The following is a 22,919-nucleotide window of genomic DNA, read 5'->3' on the forward strand; positions in this document are numbered from 1 at the left end:
TTGTTTCAGCAAAAAATGGCCGTCCATACCGCCGCCCACCATTCGAGCGGGCAAGTCCTGCCGTTCCGCGAGTCGCTGCTGGCGATGATCGGGATCTCGTTCGTGACGATGCTCGTCGCACTCGACCAGACCGTGGTCGGCACCGCGCTGCCGACGATCGTCGCCGAGCTGAAAGGGTTCGACCTGTATGCATGGGTCGCGACGTCATACCTGCTCAGTTCGGTGATCACCGTGCCGATCTTCGGCCGGCTCGGCGACTATTACGGGCGCAAGCCGTTCGTGATCGCGTCGATCGTGCTGTTCACCACCGCGTCGGTGCTGTGCGGGATGGCCAACGACATGCTGTCGCTCGTGCTCGCGCGCGGGCTGCAGGGCATCGGCGGCGGGATGCTGGTCGGCACCGCGTTCGCGTGCATTCCCGACCTGTTCCCCGATTCGGTCGTGCGGCTGCGCTGGCAGGTGATGATGAGCTCCGCGTTCGGCATCGCGAACGCGATCGGGCCGTCGCTCGGCGGCGTGCTGACCCAGTCGTTCGGCTGGCGCTCGGTGTTCTACGTGAACCTGCCGGTCGGGATCCTGTCGCTGCTGTTCGTGTGGCGCTACCTGCCGCACCTGCGCCATATCGAGCACGACGAGAAGATGCGGCTCGACTGGCCGGGCGCGATCCTGATCGCGCTGTCGCTCGGCGCGCTGCAATTGTTCGTCGAATGGCTGCCGAAATACGGGATCGCCGGCTGGCCGACGCTGCTGCTCGGCGTCGCGCTCGTCGCGGGCGTCGGTTTGTGGCGCTGGGAGAAGCGCTGCGCGCAGCCGATTTTGCCGTTCGACATGTTCGGCAACCGCGCACTGTCCGCGCTGTTCGTGCTCGCGATCCTCGCCGGCTTCTCGATGTTCTCGCTGCTGTTCTACGCGCCGCTGCTGTTCCAGGGCGGCTTCGGCATGTCGCCGAAGGAAGCCGGGCTCGTGATCACGCCGCTCGTCGTGTTCATCACGATCGGCAGCATCATGAACGGCCGCGTCGTCACCCGCATCCGCCATCCGAACGCGATGCTGCACGTCGGCTTCGCGCTGTTCGCGATCACCTGCGTCGGCGTCGTCGCGGCGACGCACGCCACGCCGCGCTGGGTGCTGATGGCGCTGATGGTCGCGGGCGGCGTCGGCCTCGGCTTCGTGCTGCCGAACCTCACCGTGTTCGCGCAGCAGACGGCCGGGCGCGAGCACCTCGGCATCGCGACCGCGCTGCTGCAGTCGCTGCGGATGGTGGGCGGGATGGTCGGCACCGCGCTGACGGGCACGCTCGTCAACCAGATGTACGCGGGCGGCGTGCGCGACGCGCTCGCGGCCGATCATGCGCTGCAGTGGCACGCGCGGCTCGCCGATCCGCAGATCCTGATCGACCGCGCGGCGCAGGGCGGTCTCGTGAGCGAACTGACGCGTGCCGGGCATAATGGCGCGCTGCTGCTCGAGGCGGCCCGCGAATCGCTGGTCGGCGCGATTCACCTGGGCGTCGCGGTGGCGGCGGCGGTCGCGGTGTTTTCGGTGTGGCAATGCAGACGCGTGCCGCCGATTACGCTGCGGCGCAAGATCGAACCCGGCCCGTTGGCCGATTGAAGGAACAGATTCAGCGCATGGAAGAACAGGACCGCGTCGCGATCTTGCAGCAGTTCGGACGAACCTATCGCGCGTTCATGAGCGCGTTCGAGGCGCACGTCGGCCAGCCGATGCCGCGCTGGCGCATCATGGTCGCGCTCAATACGATGGACGGCCACGCGTCGCAGAAGCGGCTCGTCGAAGTGCTGCGGATCGACCCGGGCGCGCTCACGCGCCAACTGAAGGCGCTCGAGGCGCTCGGCTGGATCGAGCGCGAATCCGACGCGCGCGACAACCGCGTGACGAACGTGAAGCTGACCGACGACGGGCGCGCGGCATTCGACGCGAGCCTGCCGCGCCGCAAGGCATTCCTCGACAAGACAGTGGCGCAGCTCCCGGACGACGTGCTGAACGGGCTGTCGGGCGCGCTCGCGATGCTGGAGGCGCGGATCGCGGAAGCCGGCCCGCCGCCGGCGGGGCGCTGAGCGCGCCGCCGCCGCGGGAACGGCGTTACAGCTCGATGCGCGTGCCGAGCAATGCGAGGAACTGCGCGAGCCACGCCGGGTGCGCGGGCCACGCGGGCGCGGTGACGAACGGCGCATCGGTGACGGCCGCGTCGACCGGAATGTCCGCATACTCGCCGCCGGCGAGCTTCACTTCGGGCGCGCAGGCCGGATAGGCCGAGATGCGCTTGCCGCGGATCACGTCCGCGGCGGCGAGCAGCTGCGCCGCATGGCAGATCGCGGCGATCGGCTTGCCCGCATCGGCGAACGCGCGCACGATCGCGATCACTTTCGGATCGAGCCGCAGGTATTCCGGCGCGCGGCCGCCCGCGATCGCGAGCGCGTCGTAGCGGGCCGCATCGACATCGTCGAACGTCGCGTTCAGCGTGAACTGGTGGCCGGGCTTCTCGGTGTAGGTCTGGTCGCCCTCGAAGTCGTGGATCGCGGTCTTGATCTTGTCGCCTGCCCGCTTGCCGGGGCAGACCGCGTCGACGCGATGGCCGACGGCCTGCAGCGCCTGGAACGGCACCATCGTTTCGTAGTCTTCGGCGAAATCGCCGGTCAGGAACAGGATCTTCTTCGCTGCCATGGCTTTCTCCTGCGAAAGAGGGGACGGTCGGAACGAAAGCGCAGTGTACTCCGGCAGGTCGAATCCGGCATGACGGCCGCCCCGTTGCGGGGCGGCCCGCTCGGGCGGCCGGGCGGCCGCCGCGCGGCGGATCTCAGAAGAACGTCTCGATCACTTCCTTCACGCGGAATTGCGGATCGAGCACGAGCAGCTGGCGCCACTTGTCGAACGTCAGGCACGGGTGCGAGATGTCGAACGCGACCATGTCGCCGACCTTCACGTCCGCGCCGGGCGGGAACTGCAGGTACGCGTGCTGGTCCATCAGGCCGGTGATCGCCCAGCCTTCGCCCGCGGCCACGTCGCGCGGCGCGGTGTCGCGGCCCGGCCGGAAATGGCGCGCCGGCTCGGGCAGGCCCGCGTCGAACGCCGAGTCGCGCTTGCCGAGCGCGATGATCGCGCGGTCCGGCTCCGGCACCGACTGCACGTACGCCCACAACTGCAGCGCGGGCAGCAGGCCCTCGCCCATCTTGCGCGCGGTCGGGTTGCGCTTGAACACGTCGGTCTGCGCCTTCTTGTAGATGCCGACGTCGTGCGTCAGGTAGCAGCCCGGGCGCAGCACCACTTCCGCGAAGCCTGCGTCGGACGCCTTCGCGAATTCCTCCGCGACCACGTCGTACCATGCCGAGCCCGCGCCCGACAGGATCGCCGGCGTGCGCGCAAAGCGGCCGGCCGCGGCGAGCTCGCGCGTCAGCGCGACCGCGCCCTGCAGGAACGTGCGGATCTCGTCCTCCTCCTTCAGCACGCCTTCGTAGAGTTCGATCCCGGCCAGCTTCAGCGTGTCCGGGTAGCGGGCCAGCGCGGCGAGCACCGCGTCGCGCTGCGCGGCGTCGCGCGCGCCGGTGCGGCCGCCCGGCACGCCGAGCTCGAGCAGCACGTTGATCGACTTCTTCGCTTCGCCGAAGAAGCGGCCGAGCTGGTCGACGCCGTCGGCCGAATCGACGAGGCAGAAGAACTCGAAATCGGGATCCGACAGCAGCCCCGCGATGATCGTCATGTTGCGGCGGCCGACCAGCTGGTTCGCGAGCAGCACGCGCCGCACGCCGCCGTGATACGCGGCCTGGGTCTGGTGCGCCGTGGCGAGCGTGATGCCCCATGCGCCGGCGTCGAGCTGGCGGCGGAACAGCTGCGGCGCCATCGTCGTCTTGCCGTGCGGCGCGAACTTGACGCCGTACTCCTGGACGAACGCCTGCATCCACTTCAGGTTGTGCTCGATGCGATCCTCGTACAGCACCGCGGCCGGCAGGCTGACGTCTTCCGCGAGCAGGTTCCACTCGAGGCGGCCCGCGTCGGCGAGCGGCACGCTCGCGCTCGGCAGATTGCCGAGGCCCTTGCCGAACGGATCGATCGTCGCTTCCTGATAGTTTGTAACTTTCATGTCATCCCGCTCCATCATTGATATGCATTGCACTGAAGTTGACATGCCGATGGTACAGAAAGTAGCATCGGCGCGGTGATGTTATTTAGTAACATGATGCGCCGCAACTTTTTCAGCAGATGAATTCGTCCGCCACTTCGTCCTCCGTTCCGCCCGCCGCGCAACCGGCCGTCCAGCCGGCCGTCGACATCATTGCGCGGATCGCCGAGTGCGCGCCGGAGCTGCGCGATGCCGAGCGCAAGGTCGCGGCGTTCATCCTCGCGGATCTCGGGCGCGCCGCGCATGCGAGCATCAGCACGCTCGCGCGCGACGCGGAAGTGAGCGTCGCGACGGTCACGCGCTTCGCGAAGGCGGTCGGCTGCCGCGACGTGCGCGAGCTGAAGCTGCTCGTCGCGCAGGCGGCGGCCGTCGGCCAGCGCTTTCTCGCGCCGTCGGACGGCGCGGGCGCCGGCGACGCGAACCCGGCGTCGGTCGTCTACGACGAGATCCAGGTCGCACTCGCGCACAACCACCAGCTGCTGCGCCACACGTCGTTCGACGCGGCGGCCGACCGGCTCGCCGGCGCGAAGATGATCTACGTGTACGGGCAGGGCGGCGGCTCCACCGCGCTCGCCGACGAGCTGCGCTTCCGGCTCGTGCGTTTCGGCCGGCCGGTCGCGAGCTACCAGGACAGCGTGCTGCAGCGGATGGTCGCGGCCACCGCGACACGCGACTCGGTCATGGTCGCGCTGTCGGTGAGCGGGCGCGTGCCGGAGCTGCTCGAGAGCTGCGCGCTCGCCAAGCGCTACGGCGCGACGCTGATCGCGGTCACCGCGCCCGCATCGCCGCTCGCGCAGCTCGCCGACCACCTGATTCCGGTCGTCGCGTTCGAGACCGATTTCATTTTCAAACCGTCGACATCGCGCTACGCGATGATGATGGCCATCGACGTGCTCGTCACCGGGGTCGCGCTGCGGCTCGGCGACGCGTGCCGAGAATCGCTGCGCCGCGTCAAGCACGCGCTCGACGCGCACCGTGGCGGCGGCGACCGTCAACCGCTAGGAGACTGACCATGCATTCGCATCCCGAAGCCGCCGATACGCTGATCGTCGGCGCGCAGCTGTACGACGGCACCGGCGCGCCGCCCGTCCCGCGCGACGTCGCGATCCGCAACGGCATGATCGCGGCGATCGGCAACCTGTCGAACTGGCTGGCCGAGACGGTCGTCGAGGCGAACGGCCGCGCGCTCGCGCCGGGCTTCGTCGACGTGCACACGCACGACGACACGCACGTGATCCGCTCGCCGCAGATGCTGCCGAAGATCACGCAGGGCGTGACGACGGTGATCGTCGGCAACTGCGGGATCAGCGCGTCGCCGGTGACGCTCGCGGGCGACCCGCCCGACCCGATGAACCTGCTCGGCGAGCGCGCCGCGTTCCTGTATCCGACCTTCGCCGACTACGTCGCGGCGGTGAACGAGGCGCGGCCGGCCGTCAACGTCGCGGCGCTGGTCGGCCATACCGCGCTGCGCAACAACCAGATGGACCGCCTCGATCGCGCGGCCACCGAGCGCGAGATCGCCGGCATGCGCGCACAGCTCGAGGAAGCGCTCGCGCATGGCGCGCTCGGGCTGTCGTCGGGCCTCGCGTACGGTTCCGCGTTCGCGGCGCCGCCCGAGGAGGTGATGGCGCTCGCCGAGCCGCTCGCGAACGCGGGCGCGCTGTACACCACGCACATGCGTACCGAATTCGACGCGATCCTCGATGCGATGGACGAGGCGTATCGCGTCGGCCGCCACGCGCAGGTGCCGGTCGTGATCTCCCACCTGAAATGCGCGGGCCCGTCGAACTGGGGCCGCAGCACCGAGGTGCTCGCATCGCTCGAAAGCGCGCGCCGCTATCAGCCGGTCGGCTGCGACTGCTATCCGTACAGCCGCAGCTCGTCGACGCTCGACCTGAAGCAGGTGACGGGCGACATCGACATCACGATCACCTGGTCCGAGCCGCATCCGGAAGTCGCGGGCAAGCTGCTGAAGACGATCGCGGCCGAGTGGGGCGTGACCGAGCAGGAGGCCGCGCAGCGGATCCGGCCGGCGGGCGCCGTGTACCACAACATGTCCGAGGACGACGTGCGGCGGATCCTGTCGCATCCGGCGACGATGGTCGGCTCCGACGGCCTGCCGAACGATCCGCTGCCGCATCCGCGGCTGTGGGGCGCATTTCCGCGCGTGCTCGGCCATTACGCGCGCGAGACGGGCCTGCTGCCGCTCGAGGAGGCGATCCGCAAGATGACGTCGCTGTCCGCGCGCCGCTTCGGGCTCGTCGGGCGCGGCGAGGTGCATGTCGGCTTCCACGCGGATCTCGTGCTGTTCGATCCGGACAGCGTGATCGACGCGGCGACCTTCGACCGGCCGCAGCAGCCCGCGCACGGCATCGACGCGGTGTGGGTCAACGGCGTGCTGACCTACCGCGACGGCCAGCCGACCGGCGAACGCGCGGGCGGCTTCGTCGCGCGCGGCGCGCGTGCGCCGGCGAGCGCCGGCGCGGCGTTCTGACGCGCGGCGCCCGGCACAACTTCCGCGCGTGCCGCGCACGGCGCGCGCATCCGCAACCCAGCGTTGCATGGGGCCAGAGTAAGCGTTGAAGCGCCAACTCTGGTCGACACAGGAGTGAAACGATGAAGCGATATGGCGTAGGCGAAGCGAAGGGCACGGGCGGCCAGGTGATGCCGTTTGCGCGTGCGGTCGAAGCCGACGGCTGGCTGTACGTGTCGGGCCAGACGCCGATGGTGAACGGCGAGGTGGTCGAAGGCGGGATCGTCACGCAGTCGAAGCAGACGATCGAGAACGTGATCGCGATCCTGAAGGAAGCCGGCTACGGCCTCGAGCACGTCGTGCGCTGCGGCGTGTGGCTCGACGACGCGCGCGATTTCGCGTCGTTCAACAAGGTGTTCGTGTCGTACTTCGGCGAGCACCCGCCGGCGCGCGCGTGCGTGCAGTCGAGCATGGTGATCGACTGCAAGGTCGAGGTCGATTGCATCGCTTACAAGGCGCCGGTGAAGTAACGCCCGCCACGGCGAGCCGATACGCAACGGGCCCGGCGCATTCAGGTGCGCCGGGCCCGTTTTATCATCTGCCGCCCGATTGCGCGGGGCGCCCGCTTACTGCCGCGCCGTCCGCGCGTTATCCGGCATCGGCTGGTTGTAGTTCGTGCGGAACGGGTTGATGTCGAGCCCGCCGCGGCGCGTATAACGCGCATACACCGCAAGCTTCACCGGTTTGCACGCATGCAGGATGTCGAGGAAGATGCGCTCGACGCACTGCTCGTGAAAGCCCGTGTGATTGCGGAACGAGATGATGTAGCGCAGCAGGCCCGCGTGGTCGATCTGCGGCCCGACGTAGTGGATCTGCACGCTGCCCCAGTCCGGCTGGCCGGTCACGGGGCAGTTCGATTTCAGCAGGTCGGACACGAGCGTCTCTTCCACCGGCGCTTCGTCGTGCGCGGCGGTGAGCAGTGACGGATCGGGCTCGTAGATGTCGGTGTCGAGGTCGAGCCGGTCGAGCGACAGCCCGTCGAGCTCGTCCATCTCGAGCTTGCGGAAGTCGTGCGGCGACACGAGCTGCACGGCGACGCTCGCGCCGCACGCGGCCGACACGTCGCGCTTCAGCGTGTCGCGCACGGCCTCCACGGATTCGAACACGGTCTGCGCGAACGAGCCGAGATACAGCTTGAACGATTTCGATTCGACGATGTTCGGCGATTCGGCCGGCACGAAGAACGTCGCGACCGCGACCTGCGGCTTGCCGCGCGCGTTCAGCCACGACAGCTCGTAGGCGTTCCAGATGTCGGTGCCGAAGAACGGCAGCGACGACGTGATGCCGATCTGCTCGCGCGCGCCGGCGCGCGGGATCGGGAACAGCAGCGACGCGTCGTACGGGTTGTTGTAGACGGTCGCCTTGCCGAGCGGGGAATGTTCGGGATTCATGGTGCGTGACGGTTACGACAGGAACAGACGGTAGGCCGGATTGCCGCTCTCCTCGACATACGGATAGCCGAGCGCCGCGAGGAAGCGTTCGAACTCCGCGCGGTCGGCTTGCGGCACCTGCAGGCCGACGAGGATCGAGCTGTAGTCCGCGCCCTGGTTGCGGTAATGGAACAGGCTGATGTTCCAGTCCGGCGCCATCGACGACAGGAACTTCATCAGCGCGCCCGGGCGTTCCGGGAATTCGAAGCGGAACAGGCGTTCGTCGTGCGCGAGCGGCGAGCGGCCGCCGACCATGTAGCGGATGTGCTCCTTCGACAGCTCGTCGTGCGTCAGGTCGACCGTCTGGAAGCCGTGCGACTCGAAGTTCGCGGCGATCTCCGCCGATTCGCCGCGGCGCTTGATCTGCACGCCGACGAAGATGTGCGCGGCTTGCGCATCGGCAATCCGGTAGTTGAACTCGGTGACGTTGCGCTCGCCGACGAGCGAGCAGAAGCGCTTGAAGCTGCCGCGTTCCTCGGGGATCGTGACCGCGAACACGGCCTCGCGCGCCTCGCCCACTTCCGCGCGCTCGGCGACGAAGCGCATCCGGTCGAAGTTCATGTTCGCGCCGGACGTGACCGCGACGAGCGTCTGGTTCTCGATGCCTTCGTGCTCCGCGTAGCGCTTCGCGCCCGCGACCGCGAGCGCGCCGGACGGCTCGAGCACGCTGCGCGTGTCCTGGAACACATCCTTGATGGCCGCGCACAGCGCGTCGGTGTCGACCGTCACGACGCCGTCGAGATATTCACCGCAGAGCCGGAAGGTTTCCTCGCCGACGAGCTTCACCGCGGTGCCGTCCGCGAACAGGCCGACTTCGCTCAGCTCGATGCGCTGGCCGGCCTTGAGCGACTGCGCCATCGCGCACGAATCCTCGGCCTGCACGCCGATCACCTTGATCTCCGGGCGCACCGCCTTCACGTACGCGGCGACGCCGGACGCGAGCCCGCCGCCGCCGATCGGCACGAAGATCGCGTGGATCGGGCCCTGGTGCTGGCGCAGGATCTCCATCGCGATGGTGCCCTGGCCCGCGATCACGTATGGATCGTCGAACGGGTGGACGAACGTGAGGCCGCGTTCTTCCTGCACCTGCAGCGCATGCTTGTACGCGTCGCTATACGATTCGCCCGCCTGGATCACCTCGACGCTCGGGCCGCCGTGCGCGCGCACCGCGTCGACCTTCACCTGCGGCGTCGTGATCGGCACGACGATCACGGCCTTCACGCCCATGCGCGCCGCCGAGAACGCGACGCCCTGCGCGTGGTTGCCTGCCGATGCCGTGATCACGCCGCGCGCGAGCGCGTCGGCCGGAATGTGCGCCATCTTGTTGTACGCGCCGCGCAGCTTGAACGAGAACACCGGCTGGTTGTCCTCGCGCTTCAGGTAAACCGGGTTGCGCAGCCGGGCCGACAGGTTGCGGGCCGGTTCGAGCTCCGTCTCGATCGCGACGTCGTAGACGCGCGCGGTGAGGATTTTCTTCAGATAGTCGTGGGATGCCATGGGCGCTCGCGTGCAGTGCGGATGCAGACATAAAAGATCAATGATAGCGCCAAGGCGCCTTTGCCTCCCAGCCCATGCGATCGCGCACCGTATTGCGGGCAGGCGGCCGGTTTTTTCCGCGCTTAACCGGCCGGTTACCGACCGGACGGACGGCGAATGGCCGCACGAAATCGCGCTGCGCCCCGGCTGGCGGGGCTTCCGGCCATACCCCCACAGCCAGTCCGACCCCTCACGCGATGCCCGATCATGAGTTAGAATTTCGTTTTGAATCAAGGATCGGAAGATGCAGAGGCACCCTCGGATCGCCCCTTCGACGCCGTCGCCGCGCGCAGCCAGCCCCGCGGCGGAACGGCATGCGCGCCGCGCGCGATCGTGGTGATGGCTCCGAGTGCCGCCAGGCCGTATCGACCCCACGCAATGCGGTCGCCCGCCTGGTAACAGAACAGATTTCCCCAAGATTGCGCCCACCGCGCTCGCCGACGCCCCTGCACGGTGTATCGGCCCTCCGAGTCGTCCGAACATGAACGCACCACAAGTTTTCGATCCGCATGGCGCGGCCGCCGCCGTCGCCGCCGACCCCGCGCCCCGTCTGCGCGAGATTCCGTACAACTACACCTCGTTCTCCGACCGCGAGATCGTGATCCGCCTGCTGGGCGAGGAAGCGTGGGCCGTGCTCGACGAGCTGCGCGCCGAGCGCCGCACCGGCCGCTCGGCCCGGATGCTGTACGAGGTGCTGGGCGACATCTGGGTCGTGCGCCGCAACCCGTACCTGCAGGACGACCTGCTCGACAACCCGAAGCGCCGCGCATTGCTGATCGAGGCGCTGAACCACCGCCTGGGCGAGATCGAGAAGCGCCGCCGCGCCGACCTGACCGCCCACCAGGACGACGCGGGCCGCGAGCGCGCGGTGCGCGTCGGGGCGCTCGAGGCCGCCGCGCAGCGCGCGGTCGACGAGTTCGCGGACGAATTCGACAAGATGGCCGAACTGCGCCGCCGCGCGACCAAGGCGCTCGGCCGCTGCACGCAGAAGGACAACATCCGCTTCGACGGGCTGTCGCGCGTGTCGCACGTGACCGACGCGACCGACTGGCGCGTCGAATACCCGTTCGTCGTGCTGACCCCCGATACCGAAGCCGAGATCGCGGGCCTGATCAAGGCCTGCTTCGAGCTCGGCCTGACGGTGATCCCGCGCGGCGGCGGCACCGGCTATACGGGCGGCGCGGTGCCGCTCACGCCGTTCTCTGCCGTGATCAACACCGAAAAGCTGGAGCAGCTCGGCGCGGTCGAGCTCACGGAGCTGCCGGGCGTCGCGCACAAGGTGCCGACGATCTTCTCCGGCGCGGGCGTCGTCACGCGCCGCGTGACCGAGGCGGCCGAAGCGGCCGGCTACGTGTTCGCGGTCGATCCGACCTCGCTCGACGCGTCCTGCATCGGCGGCAACGTCGCGATGAACGCGGGCGGCAAGAAGGCCGTGCTGTGGGGCACCGCGCTCGACAACCTGGCCTGGTGGCGGATGGTCGACCCGGACGGCAACTGGCTGGAAGTCACGCGCCACGAGCACAACCAGGGCAAGATCCACGACATTCCGGTCGCCCGCTTCGAGCTGAAGTGGTTCGACGGCGCGTACGCGCCGGGCGAGAAGCTGCTGAAGAGCGAGATGCTCGAGATCGAGGGCCGCCGGTTCCGCAAGGAAGGCCTCGGCAAGGACGTCACCGACAAGTTCCTCGCGGGCCTGCCGGGCGTGCAGAAGGAAGGCTGCGACGGGCTGATCACGTCCGCGCGCTGGGTGCTGCACAAGATGCCCGCGCACACGCGCACCGTCTGCCTCGAGTTCTTCGGCCAGGCGCGCGAGGCGATTCCGAGCATCGTCGAGATCAAGGACTACCTGTTCGAGACGTCGAAGCAGGGCGGCGCGATCCTCGCGGGCCTCGAGCACCTCGACGAGCGCTACCTGCGCGCGGTCGGCTACGCGACCAAGAGCAAGCGCAACGCGTTCCCGAAGATGGTGCTGATCGGCGACATCGTCGGCGACGATGCCGATGCGGTCGCGCACGCGACGTCGGAAGTCATCCGGATGGCGAACGGCAAGAGCGGCGAGGGCTTCGTCGCGGTCAGCGCGGAGGCCCGCAAGCGCTTCTGGCTCGACCGCAGCCGCACCGCCGCGATCGCGAAGCACACCAACGCGTTCAAGATCAACGAGGACGTCGTCATCCCGCTGAACCGGATGGGCGAGTACACCGACGGCATCGAGCGGATCAACATCGAGCTGTCGCTGAAGAACAAGCTGCAGCTGATCGACGCGCTGGAAGCGTTCTTCCGCACCGGCAACCTGCCGCTCGGCAAGACCGACGACGCGAACGAGATCCCGAGCGCCGAGCTGCTGGAAGACCGCGTGCAGCAGGCGCTCGAGCTGCTCAAGCGGGTGCGTGCGCGCTGGGAATTCGTGCGCGACCGGCTCGACATGCCGCTGCGCGAGGCGCAGCACTACCTCGTGCAGCTCGGCTACGAGGCGCTCGCCGAGAAGTTCGCGGATCGCGTCGACCAGCAGCCGGGCGTGAACGTGTTCCACGTCACGCAGGATCGCACGGTGCGGATCTCGTGGAAGCAGGAGATCCGCGCGGAGCTCCGCGCGATCTTCAACGGCGGCGCGTTCAAGCAGATCCTCGACGAGGCGCAGGCGATCCACAAGCAGGTGCTGCGCGGCCGCGTGTTCGTCGCGCTGCACATGCACGCGGGCGACGGCAACGTCCACACGAACCTGCCGGTCAACTCCGACAACTACGAGATGCTGCAGGACGCCCACGCGGCGGTCGCGCGCATCATGACGCTCGCGCGTTCGCTCGACGGCGTGATCTCCGGCGAGCACGGCATCGGCATCACGAAGCTCGAGTTCCTGACCGACGACGAGATCGCCGAATTCCGCGCATACAAGCAGCGCGTCGATCCGAACGGCCGCTTCAACAAGGGCAAGCTGCTCGACGGCGCCGACCTGCGCAACGCGTACACGCCGAGCTTCGGGCTGATGGGCTACGAATCGCTGATCATGAAGCAGTCCGACATCGGCGCGATCGCCGATTCGGTGAAGGACTGCCTGCGCTGCGGCAAGTGCAAGCCGGTGTGCGCGACCCACGTGCCGCGCGCGAACCTGCTGTACAGCCCGCGCAACAAGATCCTCGCCACCTCGCTGCTGGTCGAGGCGTTCCTGTACGAGGAGCAGACGCGGCGCGGCGTGTCGATCAAGCACTGGGACGAGTTCAACGACGTGGCCGACCATTGCACGGTCTGCCACAAGTGCGCGACGCCGTGCCCGGTGAAGATCGACTTCGGCGACGTCACGATGAACATGCGCAACCTGCTGCGCAAGATGGGCAAGAAGAAGTTCAACCCGGGCCAGGCCGCGGGCATGTTCTTCCTGAACGCGACCAATCCGCAGACGATCAACGCCGCGCGCAGCGTGATGATGGGCTTCGGCTACAAGGCGCAGCGGGTCGCGAACGACCTGCTGAAGAAGGTCACGGCGAAGCAGACCGCGCACCCGCCGGCGACCGTCGGCAAGCCGCCGGTGGTCGAGCAGGTGATCCACTTCGTCAACAAGAAGATGCCGGGCAACCTGCCGAAGAAGACGGCGCGCGCGCTGCTCGACATCGAGGACAACAAGATCGTGCCGATCATCCGCAACCCGAAGACGACGACCGTCGATTCGGAAGCGGTGTTCTACTTCCCGGGCTGCGGCTCGGAGCGCCTGTTCTCGCAGGTCGGCCTCGCGACGCAGGCGATGCTGTGGGAGGCGGGCGTGCAGACCGTGCTGCCGCCGGGCTACCTGTGCTGCGGCTATCCGCAGCGCGGCGCCGGCCAGTACGACAAGGCCGAGAAGATCGTCACCGACAACCGCGTGCTGTTCCACCGGGTCGCGAACACGCTGAACTACCTCGACATCAAGACGGTGGTCGTGTCGTGCGGCACCTGCTACGACCAGCTCGCCGGCTATGAATTCGACAAGATCTTCCCGGGCTGCCGGATCATCGACATCCACGAGTTCCTGCTCGAGAAGGGGATGAAGCTCGACGGCGTGACGGGCACGCGCTACATGTATCACGACCCGTGCCATACGCCGATCAAGACGATGGATCCGGTCAAGCTCGTCAACGAGCTGATGGGCTCGGAGAAGGACGGCTACAAGATCGAGAAGAACGAGCGCTGCTGCGGCGAGTCGGGTACGCTCGCGGTCACGCGTCCGGACGTGTCGACGCAGGTGCGCTTCCGCAAGGAAGAGGAGATCCGCAAGGGTGCGGCAAAACTGCGCAGCATCCCGGTCGTGGCCGGCGGCGAGCCGGCGCCGGCGTCGGCGTCCAACGGCGCGGACGTGAAGATCCTGACCAGCTGCCCGTCGTGCCTGCAGGGCCTGTCGCGCTACAACGAGGATGCGAACATCGAGGCCGACTACATCGTCGTCGAGATCGCGCGCCAGGTGCTCGGCGAGAACTGGATGGCCGACTACGTTGCACGCGCGAACCATGGCGGGATCGAGCGCGTGCTGGTCTAATGCGGGCTTGACCGCACTAGCTGTGCATGGGGCCGGAGTCAGCGCTGAAGCGCTGACTCTCATCGACACAGGGGACCGACGATGGAATGCGTGTTTTGCCGTGAAGACGGCGGCGAGGTGCTGTGGCAGGACGACGTGCTGCGCGTCGTCCTGGCAACGGGCGAGCACGACTACCCGGGCTTCTGCCGGGTGATCTGGGGCGCGCACGTGGCCGAGTTCTCCGATCTCGCCGACGCCGAGCGCGCCCGCGTGATGGATGTCGTCTGCGCGGTCGAGCGCGCGGTGCGGCGCGTGATGCAGCCGAGCAAGGTGAATCTCGCGAGCCTCGGCAACATGGTGCCGCACGTGCACTGGCACGTGATCCCGCGCTTTTCGAACGACGCGCATTTCCCGCAGCCCGTGTGGGCGCCGCGGCAGCGCAGCGTGTCCGAGGCACTGCTGCGCCTGCGTACCGCGCAGGCCACGTTGCTGCACAATGCGGTGCGCGAAGAGATTCAACGAGTGACCGATTCGAGGCAGCCATGAGCGGTTTGACTTCCACGACCCCGATTCCGTCGGGCGTCGTCGTGCACGCGGTGTCGCGCGTGCTCGAATTGCAGTACCCGAGCGGCGAGAGCTACCGCATCCCGTTCGAGCTGATGCGCGTCTATTCGCCGTCGGCCGAGGTGCGCGGCCACGGGCCGGGCCAGGAAACCCTGCAGACCGGCAAGCGCGAGGTGACGATCACCGCGCTCGAGGGCGTCGGCAACTACGCATTGCAGCCCACGTTCTCGGACGGCCATTCGACCGGCATCTATTCGTGGGATTTCCTGTACGAGCTGGCCACGCGCCAGGACGCGCTCTGGCGCGACTATTTCGACAAACTGAAGGCGGCGGGCGTCGATCGCGACGCCCCGATGCCGGCGGCGGGCGCGTCGCACGGCCACTGCCACTGAACGACGGCGCCGGCTCTCGGCGCCGTCTTGCCATTTACTGAGGATCACCGCGATGAGCAAAACCCACTTCGGCTTCGAAAGCGTCGAGGAAAACGATAAAGCGAAGAAAGTGGCGGGCGTGTTCCATTCGGTCGCGAGCAACTACGATCTGATGAACGACCTGATGTCGGCGGGCATGCACCGCGCGTGGAAGGCATTCACGATCGCGCAGGCGAACGTCCGCCCCGGCTACCGGGTGCTCGACATCGCGGCCGGCACGGGCGACCTGACCAAGGCGTTCGCGAAGGCCGCCGGGCCGACGGGCGAGGTCTGGCACACGGACATCAACGAATCGATGCTGCGCGTCGGCCGCGATCGGCTGCTCGACAAGGGCATCGTGACGCCGTCGCTGCTGTGCGACGCCGAGAAAATTCCGTTTCCGGACAACTACTTCGACATCGTCACGGTCGCGTTCGGGCTGCGCAACATGACGCACAAGGACGCCGCGCTCGCCGAGATGCGCCGCGTCGCGAAGCCCGGCGGCCGCGTGATGGTGCTGGAATTCTCGAAAGTCTGGGAACCGCTGAAAAAAGCGTACGATCTGTATTCTTTCAAAGTATTACCGTGGCTTGGCGACAAGTTCGCGAAAGATGCCGATAGTTACCGGTATCTTGCTGAATCTATCCGCATGCACCCCGATCAGGACACGCTGAAGACGATGATGGAACAAGCGGGCCTCGATGCCGTCAAATATTACAATTTGTCAGGTGGCGTGGTAGCTTTACACCTAGGAACCAAGTACTAAGGGGTTCTTTCCATACATTTGCCTTACATCTGGAGATGCTGATGTCCCAATCGCGTTCGTTGTTCAACCGTAGCAAGCCGTCGAAGCCCTGGGCGCGACGGCTCGGCACGATGCTGATGGTCGGCCTGCTGACGGCCGGCACGTTCGCATCGCTCGACGCTGAAGCCAAGCGTGTGGGCGGCGGGCGCAGCATCGGCCGCCAGAACTCCACGGTCACGCAGCGCCAGGCCACGCCGCCGGCCCAGCAGCCGATGCAGCAGGCCGCGCCGTCGCAGGCGCAGCGCGCGAACCCGGCCGCACCCGCACCGGCCGCACCCAACCGCTCGCGCTGGCTCGGGCCGATCGCCGGCCTCGCGGCCGGTCTCGGCATCGCGGCGCTGCTGTCGCACTTCGGCCTGGGCGAGGCGTTCGCCGGCATGATGTCGAACCTGATCGTGATCGCGCTGCTCGCGGCGGTCGGCATCTGGCTGATCCGCAAGTTCATGAACCGCCGCCGCTCGAACGAGCCGGCGTATTCGGCGGGCGGCTCGGCGTCGGCGTCGGGCAACTACTCGCAAGGCCCGTCGTTCCAGGCCGGCAGCGGCAGCAGCTACGCGAACGAAGCGCAGAGCGTGTTCGGCGGCGGCGCGGGGGCGGCGTCGGCGGCAGGTGCGGCCGCGGCGCCGCTGCAGGTGCCGGCGGGCTTCGACACCGAAGCGTTCGTGCGCAGCGCCAAGGTCTATTTCGTGCGCCTGCAGGCCGCGTGGGACCAGGGCAACCTGGCCGACATCCGCGAGTTCACGACGCCTGAAATGTTCGCGGAGATCAAGATCGACCTCGACTCGCGCGGCAACGAGGCGAACCAGACCGACGTCGTGCAGCTCGACGCCGAGCTGGTCGCGATCGAGCATCGCGGCATCGAGCAGTCGGCGAGCGTCCGCTTCCACGGCCTGATCCGCGAATCGGCGAGTGCGCCGGCCGCGCCGTTCGATGAAGTCTGGAACCTGACGAAGTCGGGTGGCCAGGGCTGGTTGCTCGCGGGGATCCAGCAGCTCAACGCACATTGAGCGCCGGCTGCGACCGCTTGCCGCCCGGGCTTGCGGTCGGACACGGGTCGCAGCCGATCCGACGTTACAATAGAAACCCGCGCGGGCGTCCGGCCCGCGCGGGTTTTTTCTTTCCCAGCCCGATGACCTTTGCCGCCAAGCCTTTTGCTGCTGCTGTCAATCACCTGCTCGCGCGCGAATCCTGGGCGCGTGACCGCCTGATTCCCTATGCGGGCAAGACCGCCCGTCTCGACGTGCCGCCCGTCACGCTCACGCTGCTGGTGCAGCCCGATGGCTATCTGAGCGCGGTCGATGCGCAGGAGGCGCAGCACGTCGACGTGTCGATCGCGCTGGCCGGCGACACCGTGGCCGCGTTCCTGCAGGGCGGGCAGCCGGCCGTGATGAAGCATGTGAAGATCGAGGGCGACGCGGAGTTCGCGACGCAGATCGCGAAGCTGGCCGAGCACCTGCGCTGGGAACCGGAAGAAGATCTCGCGAAGCTGGTCGGCGACGCGGCTGCGCACCGGATCGCGACGGTCGTGCGCGACGCGGGCGCCCGCGCGCGCCGCACCGGCCGCAATGTGCTCGATTCTCTCGCCGAGTATTGGCTCGACGAGAATCCGCAAGTGGTCCGGCGTGCGTCGCTCGCGGACTTCGACGCCGAACTGGCGCGCGCGCGCGACGCGCTCGCCCGCGTCGAGAAGCGGGTCGAGCGACTCGAACAAAAAACCGGCGTACGTGCGGGCGGCAGCCCGCGCGGCACGCACTGAGGGCCGCCGGGCATGCGCATTTTCCGTTTCATCAAGATTGTCTACACCGTCATCCGTTTCGGCCTCGACGAGGTCATGCTGTCCCGCATCGATGACCGGCGCGTGAAGCTGCTGTTGCGCATCACGACGATCGGCCGCCGCTATTCCGACCCGCCCGCGGTGCGGCTGCGCCATGCGCTCGAGAGCCTCGGCCCGATCTTCGTGAAGTTCGGCCAGGTGTTGTCGACGCGCCGCGACCTGCTGTCGGTCGATTTCGCGAACGAGCTCGCGAAGCTGCAGGACCAGGTGCCGCCGTTCGATTCGTCGGTCGCGATCTCGATCATCGAGAAATCGCTCGGCGCGCCGGTCGACGAGCTGTTCGACGAGTTCGAGCGCGAGCCGGTCGCGAGCGCGTCGATCGCGCAGGTGCATTTCGCGAAGCTCAAGCAGGGCGTGCATGCGGGCAAGTCGGTCGCCGTGAAGGTGCTGCGCCCGAACATGCTGCCCGTGATCGATTCCGATCTCGCGCTGATGCGCGACATCGCGACCTGGACCGAGCGCATGTGGGCCGATGGCCGGCGCCTGAAGCCGCGCGAGGTGGTCGCCGAATTCGACAAGTACCTGCACGACGAGCTCGACCTGATGCGCGAGGCGGCGAACGGCAGCCAGCTGCGCCGCAACTTCGCGGGCCTCGACCTGCTGCTCGTGCCGGAGATGTTCTGGGATTTCTCGACGTCGCAGGTGCTCGTGATGGAGCGCATGACGGGCGTGCCGATCAGCCAGGTCGAGACGCTGCGCGCGGCGGGCGTCGACATCAAGAAGCTCGCGCGCGAAGGCGTCGAGATCTTCTTCACGCAGGTGTTCCGCGACGGTTTCTTCCATGCGGACATGCACCCCGGCAACATCCAGGTGAGCCTCGACCCGAAGACTTTCGGCCGCTACATCGCGCTCGATTTCGGGATCATCGGCGCGCTGTCCGATTTCGACAAGAACTACCTCGCGCAGAACTTCCTCGCATTCTTCAAGCGCGACTATCACCGCGTCGCGACGCTGCACCTCGAGTCGGGCTGGGTGCCGCCGGACACGCGCGTCGAGGAGCTCGAAAGCGCGATCCGCGCGGTGTGCGAGCCGTATTTCGACCGCGCGCTGAAGGACATCTCGCTCGGCCAGGTGCTGATGCGGCTGTTCTCGACGTCGCGCCGCTTCAACGTCGAGATCCAGCCGCAGCTCGTGCTGCTGCAGAAGACGATGCTGAACGTCGAGGGGCTCGGCCGCTCGCTCGACCCCGAGCTCGACCTGTGGAAGACGGCGAAACCGTATCTCGAGCGCTGGATGACCGAGCAGATCGGCCTGCGCGGCTGGTACGAGCGCTTCAAGGTCGAGGCGCCGCAATGGAGCAAGACGCTGCCGCAACTGCCGCGCCTGATCCACCACGCGATGGCCGCGCGCCACGACGCGCCGCGCGCGGCGAGCGAGGAGCTGATGCGGCAGATCCTGGTCGAGCAGAAGCGCACCAACCGGCTGCTGCAGGCGCTGCTGATCTTCGGCCTGGCCGTGGGCGTCGGCGCGCTGGTCGCGCGGGTGCTGCTCGCGCTTGCCTACAGCGCGTGACGCAAGGAAGGAGAGCCGCGATGCCCGACCCGACCCGTGACCCTTCGCCGGCTACCCCGGTCGCAGCGGATTTCTCGACGCGTGACCCCGGTCACGCATCGTTCTGGGACGAGCGCTTCGCGCGCGGCGTGACGCCGTGGGAATACGGCGGCGTGCCCGACGGCTTTCGCGCGTTCGCGGGCCGTCGCGAGCCGTGCGCGGTACTGATTCCCGGTTGCGGCAGCGCGCAGGAAGCCGGGTGGCTCGCGCAGGCCGGCTGGCCCGTGCGGGCGATCGATTTTGCCGCGCAGGCGGTTGCCGCCGCGCAGGCGCAGCTCGGCGTGCACGCGGGCGTCGTCGAGCAGGCGGATTTCTTCGCATATGCGCCGCCGTTCGACGTGCAGTGGGTCTACGAACGCGCGTTCCTGTGCGCATTGCCGCGCGACCGGCGTGCCGACTACGCGCAGAAGATGGCCGCGCTGCTGCCGGCGGGCGGCGTGCTGGCAGGTTACTTCTTCATCGGCGCGACGCCGAAGGGGCCGCCGTTCGGCATCGATCGCGCGGAACTCGACGCGCTGCTCGGGCCGCACTTCGAGCTGATCGAGGATCTGCCGGTGGCCGATTCGCTGCCCGTGTTCGACGGGCGCGAGCGCTGGCTCACGTGGCGCCGCCGCTGACGCCGGCGCGTCGCGGCGATTGCCGGGGCGCGTTGGGGTTTCGGATATAATTCAAGGTTTTGCAAGCCGTTTCTAGTTTCTGCGGGAAAAAATCATGCCGATCTACGCCTATCGATGCGAAGCGTGCGGTTTCGCGAAGGATGTGCTCCAGAAGATGAGCGACGCGCCGCTGTCGCAATGTCCCGAATGCGGGAAGGATGCATTTCGCAAGCAGCTGACCGCTGCGGGCTTCCAGCTGAAGGGCTCGGGTTGGTATGTCACCGATTTCCGCGGCGGCTCGGGCGGCACCAGCGCGACGGCGAGCACGCCCGCGTCGGGCGAAGCGGCGCCGGCCGCCGCGCCGGCGTCGGGCACGGACAACACGGCGAGCGCCCCTGCGGCGAGCGCGCCCGCGCCGTCGGCGACGCCCGCGGCCGGCAGTTGACTGGCGCGGCCCGTCCGGGCCGCGCGCAATCCGCGCCTCCGGCGCGGTTTTTTGACGGCAGATGATGAAAAAGACGACCCTGAAATCGGTGTTTCTGACCGGCCTGCTGGTTCTCGTCCCGCTCGCGATCACGCTGTGGGTGCTCGGTCTCATCATCGGCACGATGGATCAGACGCTGCTGCTGCTGCCGGAGTCGTGGCAGCCGGAGCGGATGTTCGGCTTCCGGGTGCCGGGGATCGGCGCGGTGCTGACGCTCGCGTTCATCTTCGTCGTCGGGCTCGCGACGCAGAACTTCATCGGCCAGAAGCTCGTCACGTGGTGGAACGCGGTCGTGCGGCACATCCCGGTCGTCGGGCCGATCTACACGAGCGTCAAGCAGGTGTCGGACACGCTGCTGTCGAGCAGCGGCAATGCGTTCCGCAAGGCGCTGCTGATCGAATATCCGCGCCGCGGCTCGTATACGATCGCGTTTCTGACCGGCACGCCCGGCGGCGACGTGGTCAATCATCTGACGGAAGAATACGTGAGCGTGTACATCCCGACGACGCCGAACCCGACGTCCGGCTTCTTCCTGATGCTGCCGAAGAGCGAAGTCATCGAACTCGACATGTCGGTCGATGCCGCGCTGAAGTACATCGTCTCGATGGGCGTGGTGGCGCCCCCGGCGCCGGCCCCGGCGCCCGCCCGCCGCCCCGTCGAGCCGCCGCTGTAAAGAATCATTGCCCGGGCCGCGTTGCGGCGCCCGTTGATCAAACCGAACGAAAGCAAACATCATGTCGATGCGAACTGAATACTGCGGTCTCGTGACCGAACACCTGCTGGGCCAAACCGTGTCGCTGTGCGGCTGGGTGCAGCGCCGCCGCGACCACGGCGGTGTGATCTTCATCGACCTGCGCGATCGTGAAGGCCTCGTGCAGGTCGTGTGCGATCCGGATCGCGCGGAGATGTTCGCGACCGCCGAAGGCGTGCGCAACGAGTTCTGCGTCCAGGTGAAGGGCCTCGTGCGCAACCGTCCGGAAGGCACGGTCAACGCCGGCCTGAAGAGCGGCAAGATCGAAGTGCTGTGCCACGAGCTGACCGTGCTGAACGCGTCGGTCACGCCGCCGTTCCAGCTCGACGACGACAACCTGTCGGAAACGACGCGCCTCACGCACCGCGTGCTCGACCTGCGCCGCCCGCAGATGCAGCACAACCTGCGCCTGCGCTACCGCGTCGCGATCGAGGCGCGCAAGTACCTCGACGAGCAGGGCTTCATCGACATCGAGACGCCGATGCTCACGAAGAGCACGCCGGAAGGCGCGCGCGACTACCTCGTGCCGTCGCGCGTGAACGCGGGCCAGTTCTTCGCGCTGCCGCAGTCGCCGCAGCTGTTCAAGCAGCTGCTGATGGTCGCGAACTTCGACCGCTACTACCAGATCACCAAGTGCTTCCGTGACGAGGACCTGCGTGCCGACCGTCAGCCGGAATTCACGCAGATCGACTGCGAGACGTCGTTCCTCGGCGAGCAGGAAATCCGCGACCTGTTCGAGGACATGATCCGTCACATCTTCAAGACGACGATCGACGTCGAGCTGGATGCGAAATTCCCGGTCATGCCGTACTCGGAAGCGATGGCGCGCTTCGGCTCGGACAAGCCGGACCTGCGCGTGAAGCTCGAGTTCACCGAGCTGACCGACGCGATGAAGGACGTCGAGTTCAAGGTATTCAGCACGCCGGCCAACGCGAAGGACGGCCGTGTCGCGGCGCTGCGCGTGCCGAAGGGCGCCGAGCTGTCGCGCGGCGACATCGACGGCTACACCGAGTTCGTGCGCATCTACGGCGCGAAGGGCCTCGCGTGGATCAAGGTCAACGAAAAATCGAAGGGCCGTGACGGCCTGCAGAGCCCGATCGTCAAGAACCTGCACGACGCGTCGATCGCGGCGATCCTCGAGCGCACCGGCGCGGAAGACGGCGACATCATCTTCTTCGCGGCGGATCGTGCGAAGGTCGTCAACGACAGCCTCGGCGCGCTGCGACTGAAGATCGGCCACTCGGAATTCGGCAAGGCGAGCGGCCTCGTCGAAGCCGGCTGGAAGCCGCTGTGGGTCGTCGACTTCCCGATGTTCGAATACGACGACGAAGACGCGCGCTACGTTGCCGCGCACCACCCGTTCACGAGCCCGAAGGACGAGCATCTCGAGTATCTCGAGACCGACCCGGGCCGCTGCCTCGCGAAGGCGTACGACATGGTGCTGAACGGCTGGGAAATCGGCGGCGGCTCGGTGCGTATCCACCGCGAGGAAGTGCAGAGCAAGGTGTTCCGCGCGCTGAAGATCGGCGCGGAGGAAGCGCAGCTCAAGTTCGGCTTCCTGCTGGACGCGCTGCAGTACGGCGCGCCGCCGCACGGCGGTATCGCATTCGGTCTCGACCGCATCGTCACGATGATGGCCGGCGCCGACTCGATCCGCGACGTGATCGCGTTCCCGAAGACGCAGCGTGCGCAGGACCTGCTCACGCAAGCGCCGAGCCCGGTCGACGAGCGCCAGCTGCGCGAGCTGCACATCCGCTTGCGTCAGCCGGAACAGCCGAAGGCGTAAGGTCTCCTTCGCTTTTGCCGC

Annotated in this window: 20 protein-coding genes; 16 read left to right on the forward strand and 4 right to left on the reverse strand. The window is 67.7% G+C overall.

Going from position 1 to position 22,919, the window contains the following annotated elements; all coding sequences use genetic code 11:
• The first annotated feature begins 15 nt into the window (after positions 1-15).
• Both ABFO07_RS04775 and ABFO07_RS04780 read left to right on the forward strand, forming a co-directional pair.
• Positions 16-1,611, forward strand: coding sequence for an MDR family MFS transporter (locus ABFO07_RS04775; protein ID WP_059566131.1), 1,596 nt, complete (start codon positions 16-18; stop codon positions 1,609-1,611).
• Between the two features lie 17 nt (positions 1,612-1,628).
• Positions 1,629-2,075, forward strand: a complete 447-nt coding sequence (locus ABFO07_RS04780; protein WP_059879987.1) for a MarR family winged helix-turn-helix transcriptional regulator — start codon at positions 1,629-1,631, stop codon at positions 2,073-2,075.
• A 25-nt stretch (positions 2,076-2,100) separates the two neighbouring features.
• Here ABFO07_RS04780 and ABFO07_RS04785 read toward each other — a convergent pair whose 3' ends face one another.
• A complete protein-coding gene (locus tag ABFO07_RS04785) occupies positions 2,101-2,682 on the reverse strand; it encodes a DJ-1/PfpI family protein (RefSeq protein ID WP_059804075.1) in 582 nt (193 codons plus the stop codon).
• Positions 2,683-2,815: 133 nt separating this feature from the next.
• Entirely contained in the window at positions 2,816-4,096 is a 1,281-nt protein-coding gene (locus tag ABFO07_RS04790; protein ID WP_060014587.1) for an amino acid deaminase, read from the reverse strand.
• A gap of 119 nt (positions 4,097-4,215) precedes the next feature.
• Between ABFO07_RS04790 and ABFO07_RS04795 the strand changes: the two genes are divergently transcribed.
• From ABFO07_RS04795 to ABFO07_RS04805, 3 genes are all read left to right on the forward strand, one after another.
• Positions 4,216-5,145 carry a MurR/RpiR family transcriptional regulator gene (locus ABFO07_RS04795; protein ID WP_124480733.1) on the forward strand — a complete coding sequence of 310 codons (930 nt, stop codon included), beginning with the start codon at positions 4,216-4,218 and terminating at the stop codon, positions 5,143-5,145.
• 2 nt (positions 5,146-5,147) lie between these two features.
• On the forward strand, positions 5,148-6,629 hold the full coding sequence (locus ABFO07_RS04800) for an N-acyl-D-amino-acid deacylase family protein (RefSeq protein ID WP_059804069.1): 1,482 nt from the start codon (positions 5,148-5,150) through the stop codon (positions 6,627-6,629).
• A 122-nt stretch (positions 6,630-6,751) separates the two neighbouring features.
• Positions 6,752-7,138, forward strand: a complete 387-nt coding sequence (locus ABFO07_RS04805) for a RidA family protein (RefSeq protein ID WP_014896068.1) — start codon at positions 6,752-6,754, stop codon at positions 7,136-7,138.
• Positions 7,139-7,234: 96 nt separating this feature from the next.
• Here ABFO07_RS04805 and queF read toward each other — a convergent pair whose 3' ends face one another.
• On the reverse strand, positions 7,235-8,059 hold the full coding sequence (gene queF, locus ABFO07_RS04810; RefSeq protein WP_059804064.1) for an NADPH-dependent 7-cyano-7-deazaguanine reductase QueF: 825 nt from the start codon (positions 8,057-8,059) through the stop codon (positions 7,235-7,237).
• Between the two features lie 12 nt (positions 8,060-8,071).
• A complete protein-coding gene (ilvA, locus tag ABFO07_RS04815) occupies positions 8,072-9,595 on the reverse strand; it encodes a threonine ammonia-lyase, biosynthetic (protein WP_059566125.1) in 1,524 nt (507 codons plus the stop codon).
• 520 nt (positions 9,596-10,115) lie between these two features.
• Between ilvA and ABFO07_RS04820 the strand changes: the two genes are divergently transcribed.
• From ABFO07_RS04820 to aspS, 11 genes are all read left to right on the forward strand, one after another.
• A complete protein-coding gene (locus ABFO07_RS04820; RefSeq protein ID WP_059804056.1) occupies positions 10,116-14,138 on the forward strand; it encodes a DUF3683 domain-containing protein in 4,023 nt (1,340 codons plus the stop codon).
• A gap of 81 nt (positions 14,139-14,219) precedes the next feature.
• Entirely contained in the window at positions 14,220-14,663 is a 444-nt protein-coding gene (locus tag ABFO07_RS04825; protein ID WP_059566123.1) for an HIT family protein, read from the forward strand.
• The gene (locus tag ABFO07_RS04830) at positions 14,660-15,073 is read left to right on the forward strand and encodes a gamma-butyrobetaine hydroxylase-like domain-containing protein (protein WP_059566122.1); all 414 of its coding nucleotides are present in this window, start codon (positions 14,660-14,662) and stop codon (positions 15,071-15,073) included. Before ABFO07_RS04825 ends, ABFO07_RS04830 begins: the two co-directional genes overlap by 4 nt.
• Positions 15,074-15,125: 52 nt before the next feature.
• Positions 15,126-15,857, forward strand: a complete 732-nt coding sequence (ubiE, locus tag ABFO07_RS04835) for a bifunctional demethylmenaquinone methyltransferase/2-methoxy-6-polyprenyl-1,4-benzoquinol methylase UbiE (protein WP_059566121.1) — start codon at positions 15,126-15,128, stop codon at positions 15,855-15,857.
• Positions 15,858-15,898: 41 nt separating this feature from the next.
• Entirely contained in the window at positions 15,899-16,903 is a 1,005-nt protein-coding gene (locus ABFO07_RS04840) for a Tim44 domain-containing protein (protein ID WP_347468458.1), read from the forward strand.
• Positions 16,904-17,025: 122 nt separating this feature from the next.
• The gene (locus ABFO07_RS04845) at positions 17,026-17,652 is read left to right on the forward strand and encodes a ubiquinone biosynthesis accessory factor UbiJ (protein WP_059804051.1); all 627 of its coding nucleotides are present in this window, start codon (positions 17,026-17,028) and stop codon (positions 17,650-17,652) included.
• A gap of 12 nt (positions 17,653-17,664) precedes the next feature.
• On the forward strand, positions 17,665-19,242 hold the full coding sequence (gene ubiB / locus ABFO07_RS04850) for a ubiquinone biosynthesis regulatory protein kinase UbiB (RefSeq protein WP_059566119.1): 1,578 nt from the start codon (positions 17,665-17,667) through the stop codon (positions 19,240-19,242).
• A 20-nt stretch (positions 19,243-19,262) separates the two neighbouring features.
• Positions 19,263-19,898 (forward strand): SAM-dependent methyltransferase, encoded by a 636-nt coding sequence (locus ABFO07_RS04855; protein ID WP_059804048.1) that lies wholly within the window; start codon positions 19,263-19,265, stop codon positions 19,896-19,898.
• Between the two features lie 94 nt (positions 19,899-19,992).
• The gene (locus ABFO07_RS04860) at positions 19,993-20,322 is read left to right on the forward strand and encodes an FmdB family zinc ribbon protein (RefSeq protein WP_059804045.1); all 330 of its coding nucleotides are present in this window, start codon (positions 19,993-19,995) and stop codon (positions 20,320-20,322) included.
• A gap of 61 nt (positions 20,323-20,383) precedes the next feature.
• On the forward strand, positions 20,384-21,034 hold the full coding sequence (locus ABFO07_RS04865; protein WP_017334179.1) for a DUF502 domain-containing protein: 651 nt from the start codon (positions 20,384-20,386) through the stop codon (positions 21,032-21,034).
• Positions 21,035-21,095: 61 nt separating this feature from the next.
• A complete protein-coding gene (gene aspS / locus ABFO07_RS04870) occupies positions 21,096-22,898 on the forward strand; it encodes an aspartate--tRNA ligase (protein ID WP_059566116.1) in 1,803 nt (600 codons plus the stop codon).
• The last annotated feature ends 21 nt before the right edge of the window (positions 22,899-22,919 follow it).

It is taken from the genome of Burkholderia stagnalis (assembly GCF_039848545.1).
Classification (GTDB): Bacteria; Pseudomonadota; Gammaproteobacteria; order Burkholderiales; family Burkholderiaceae; genus Burkholderia; species Burkholderia stagnalis.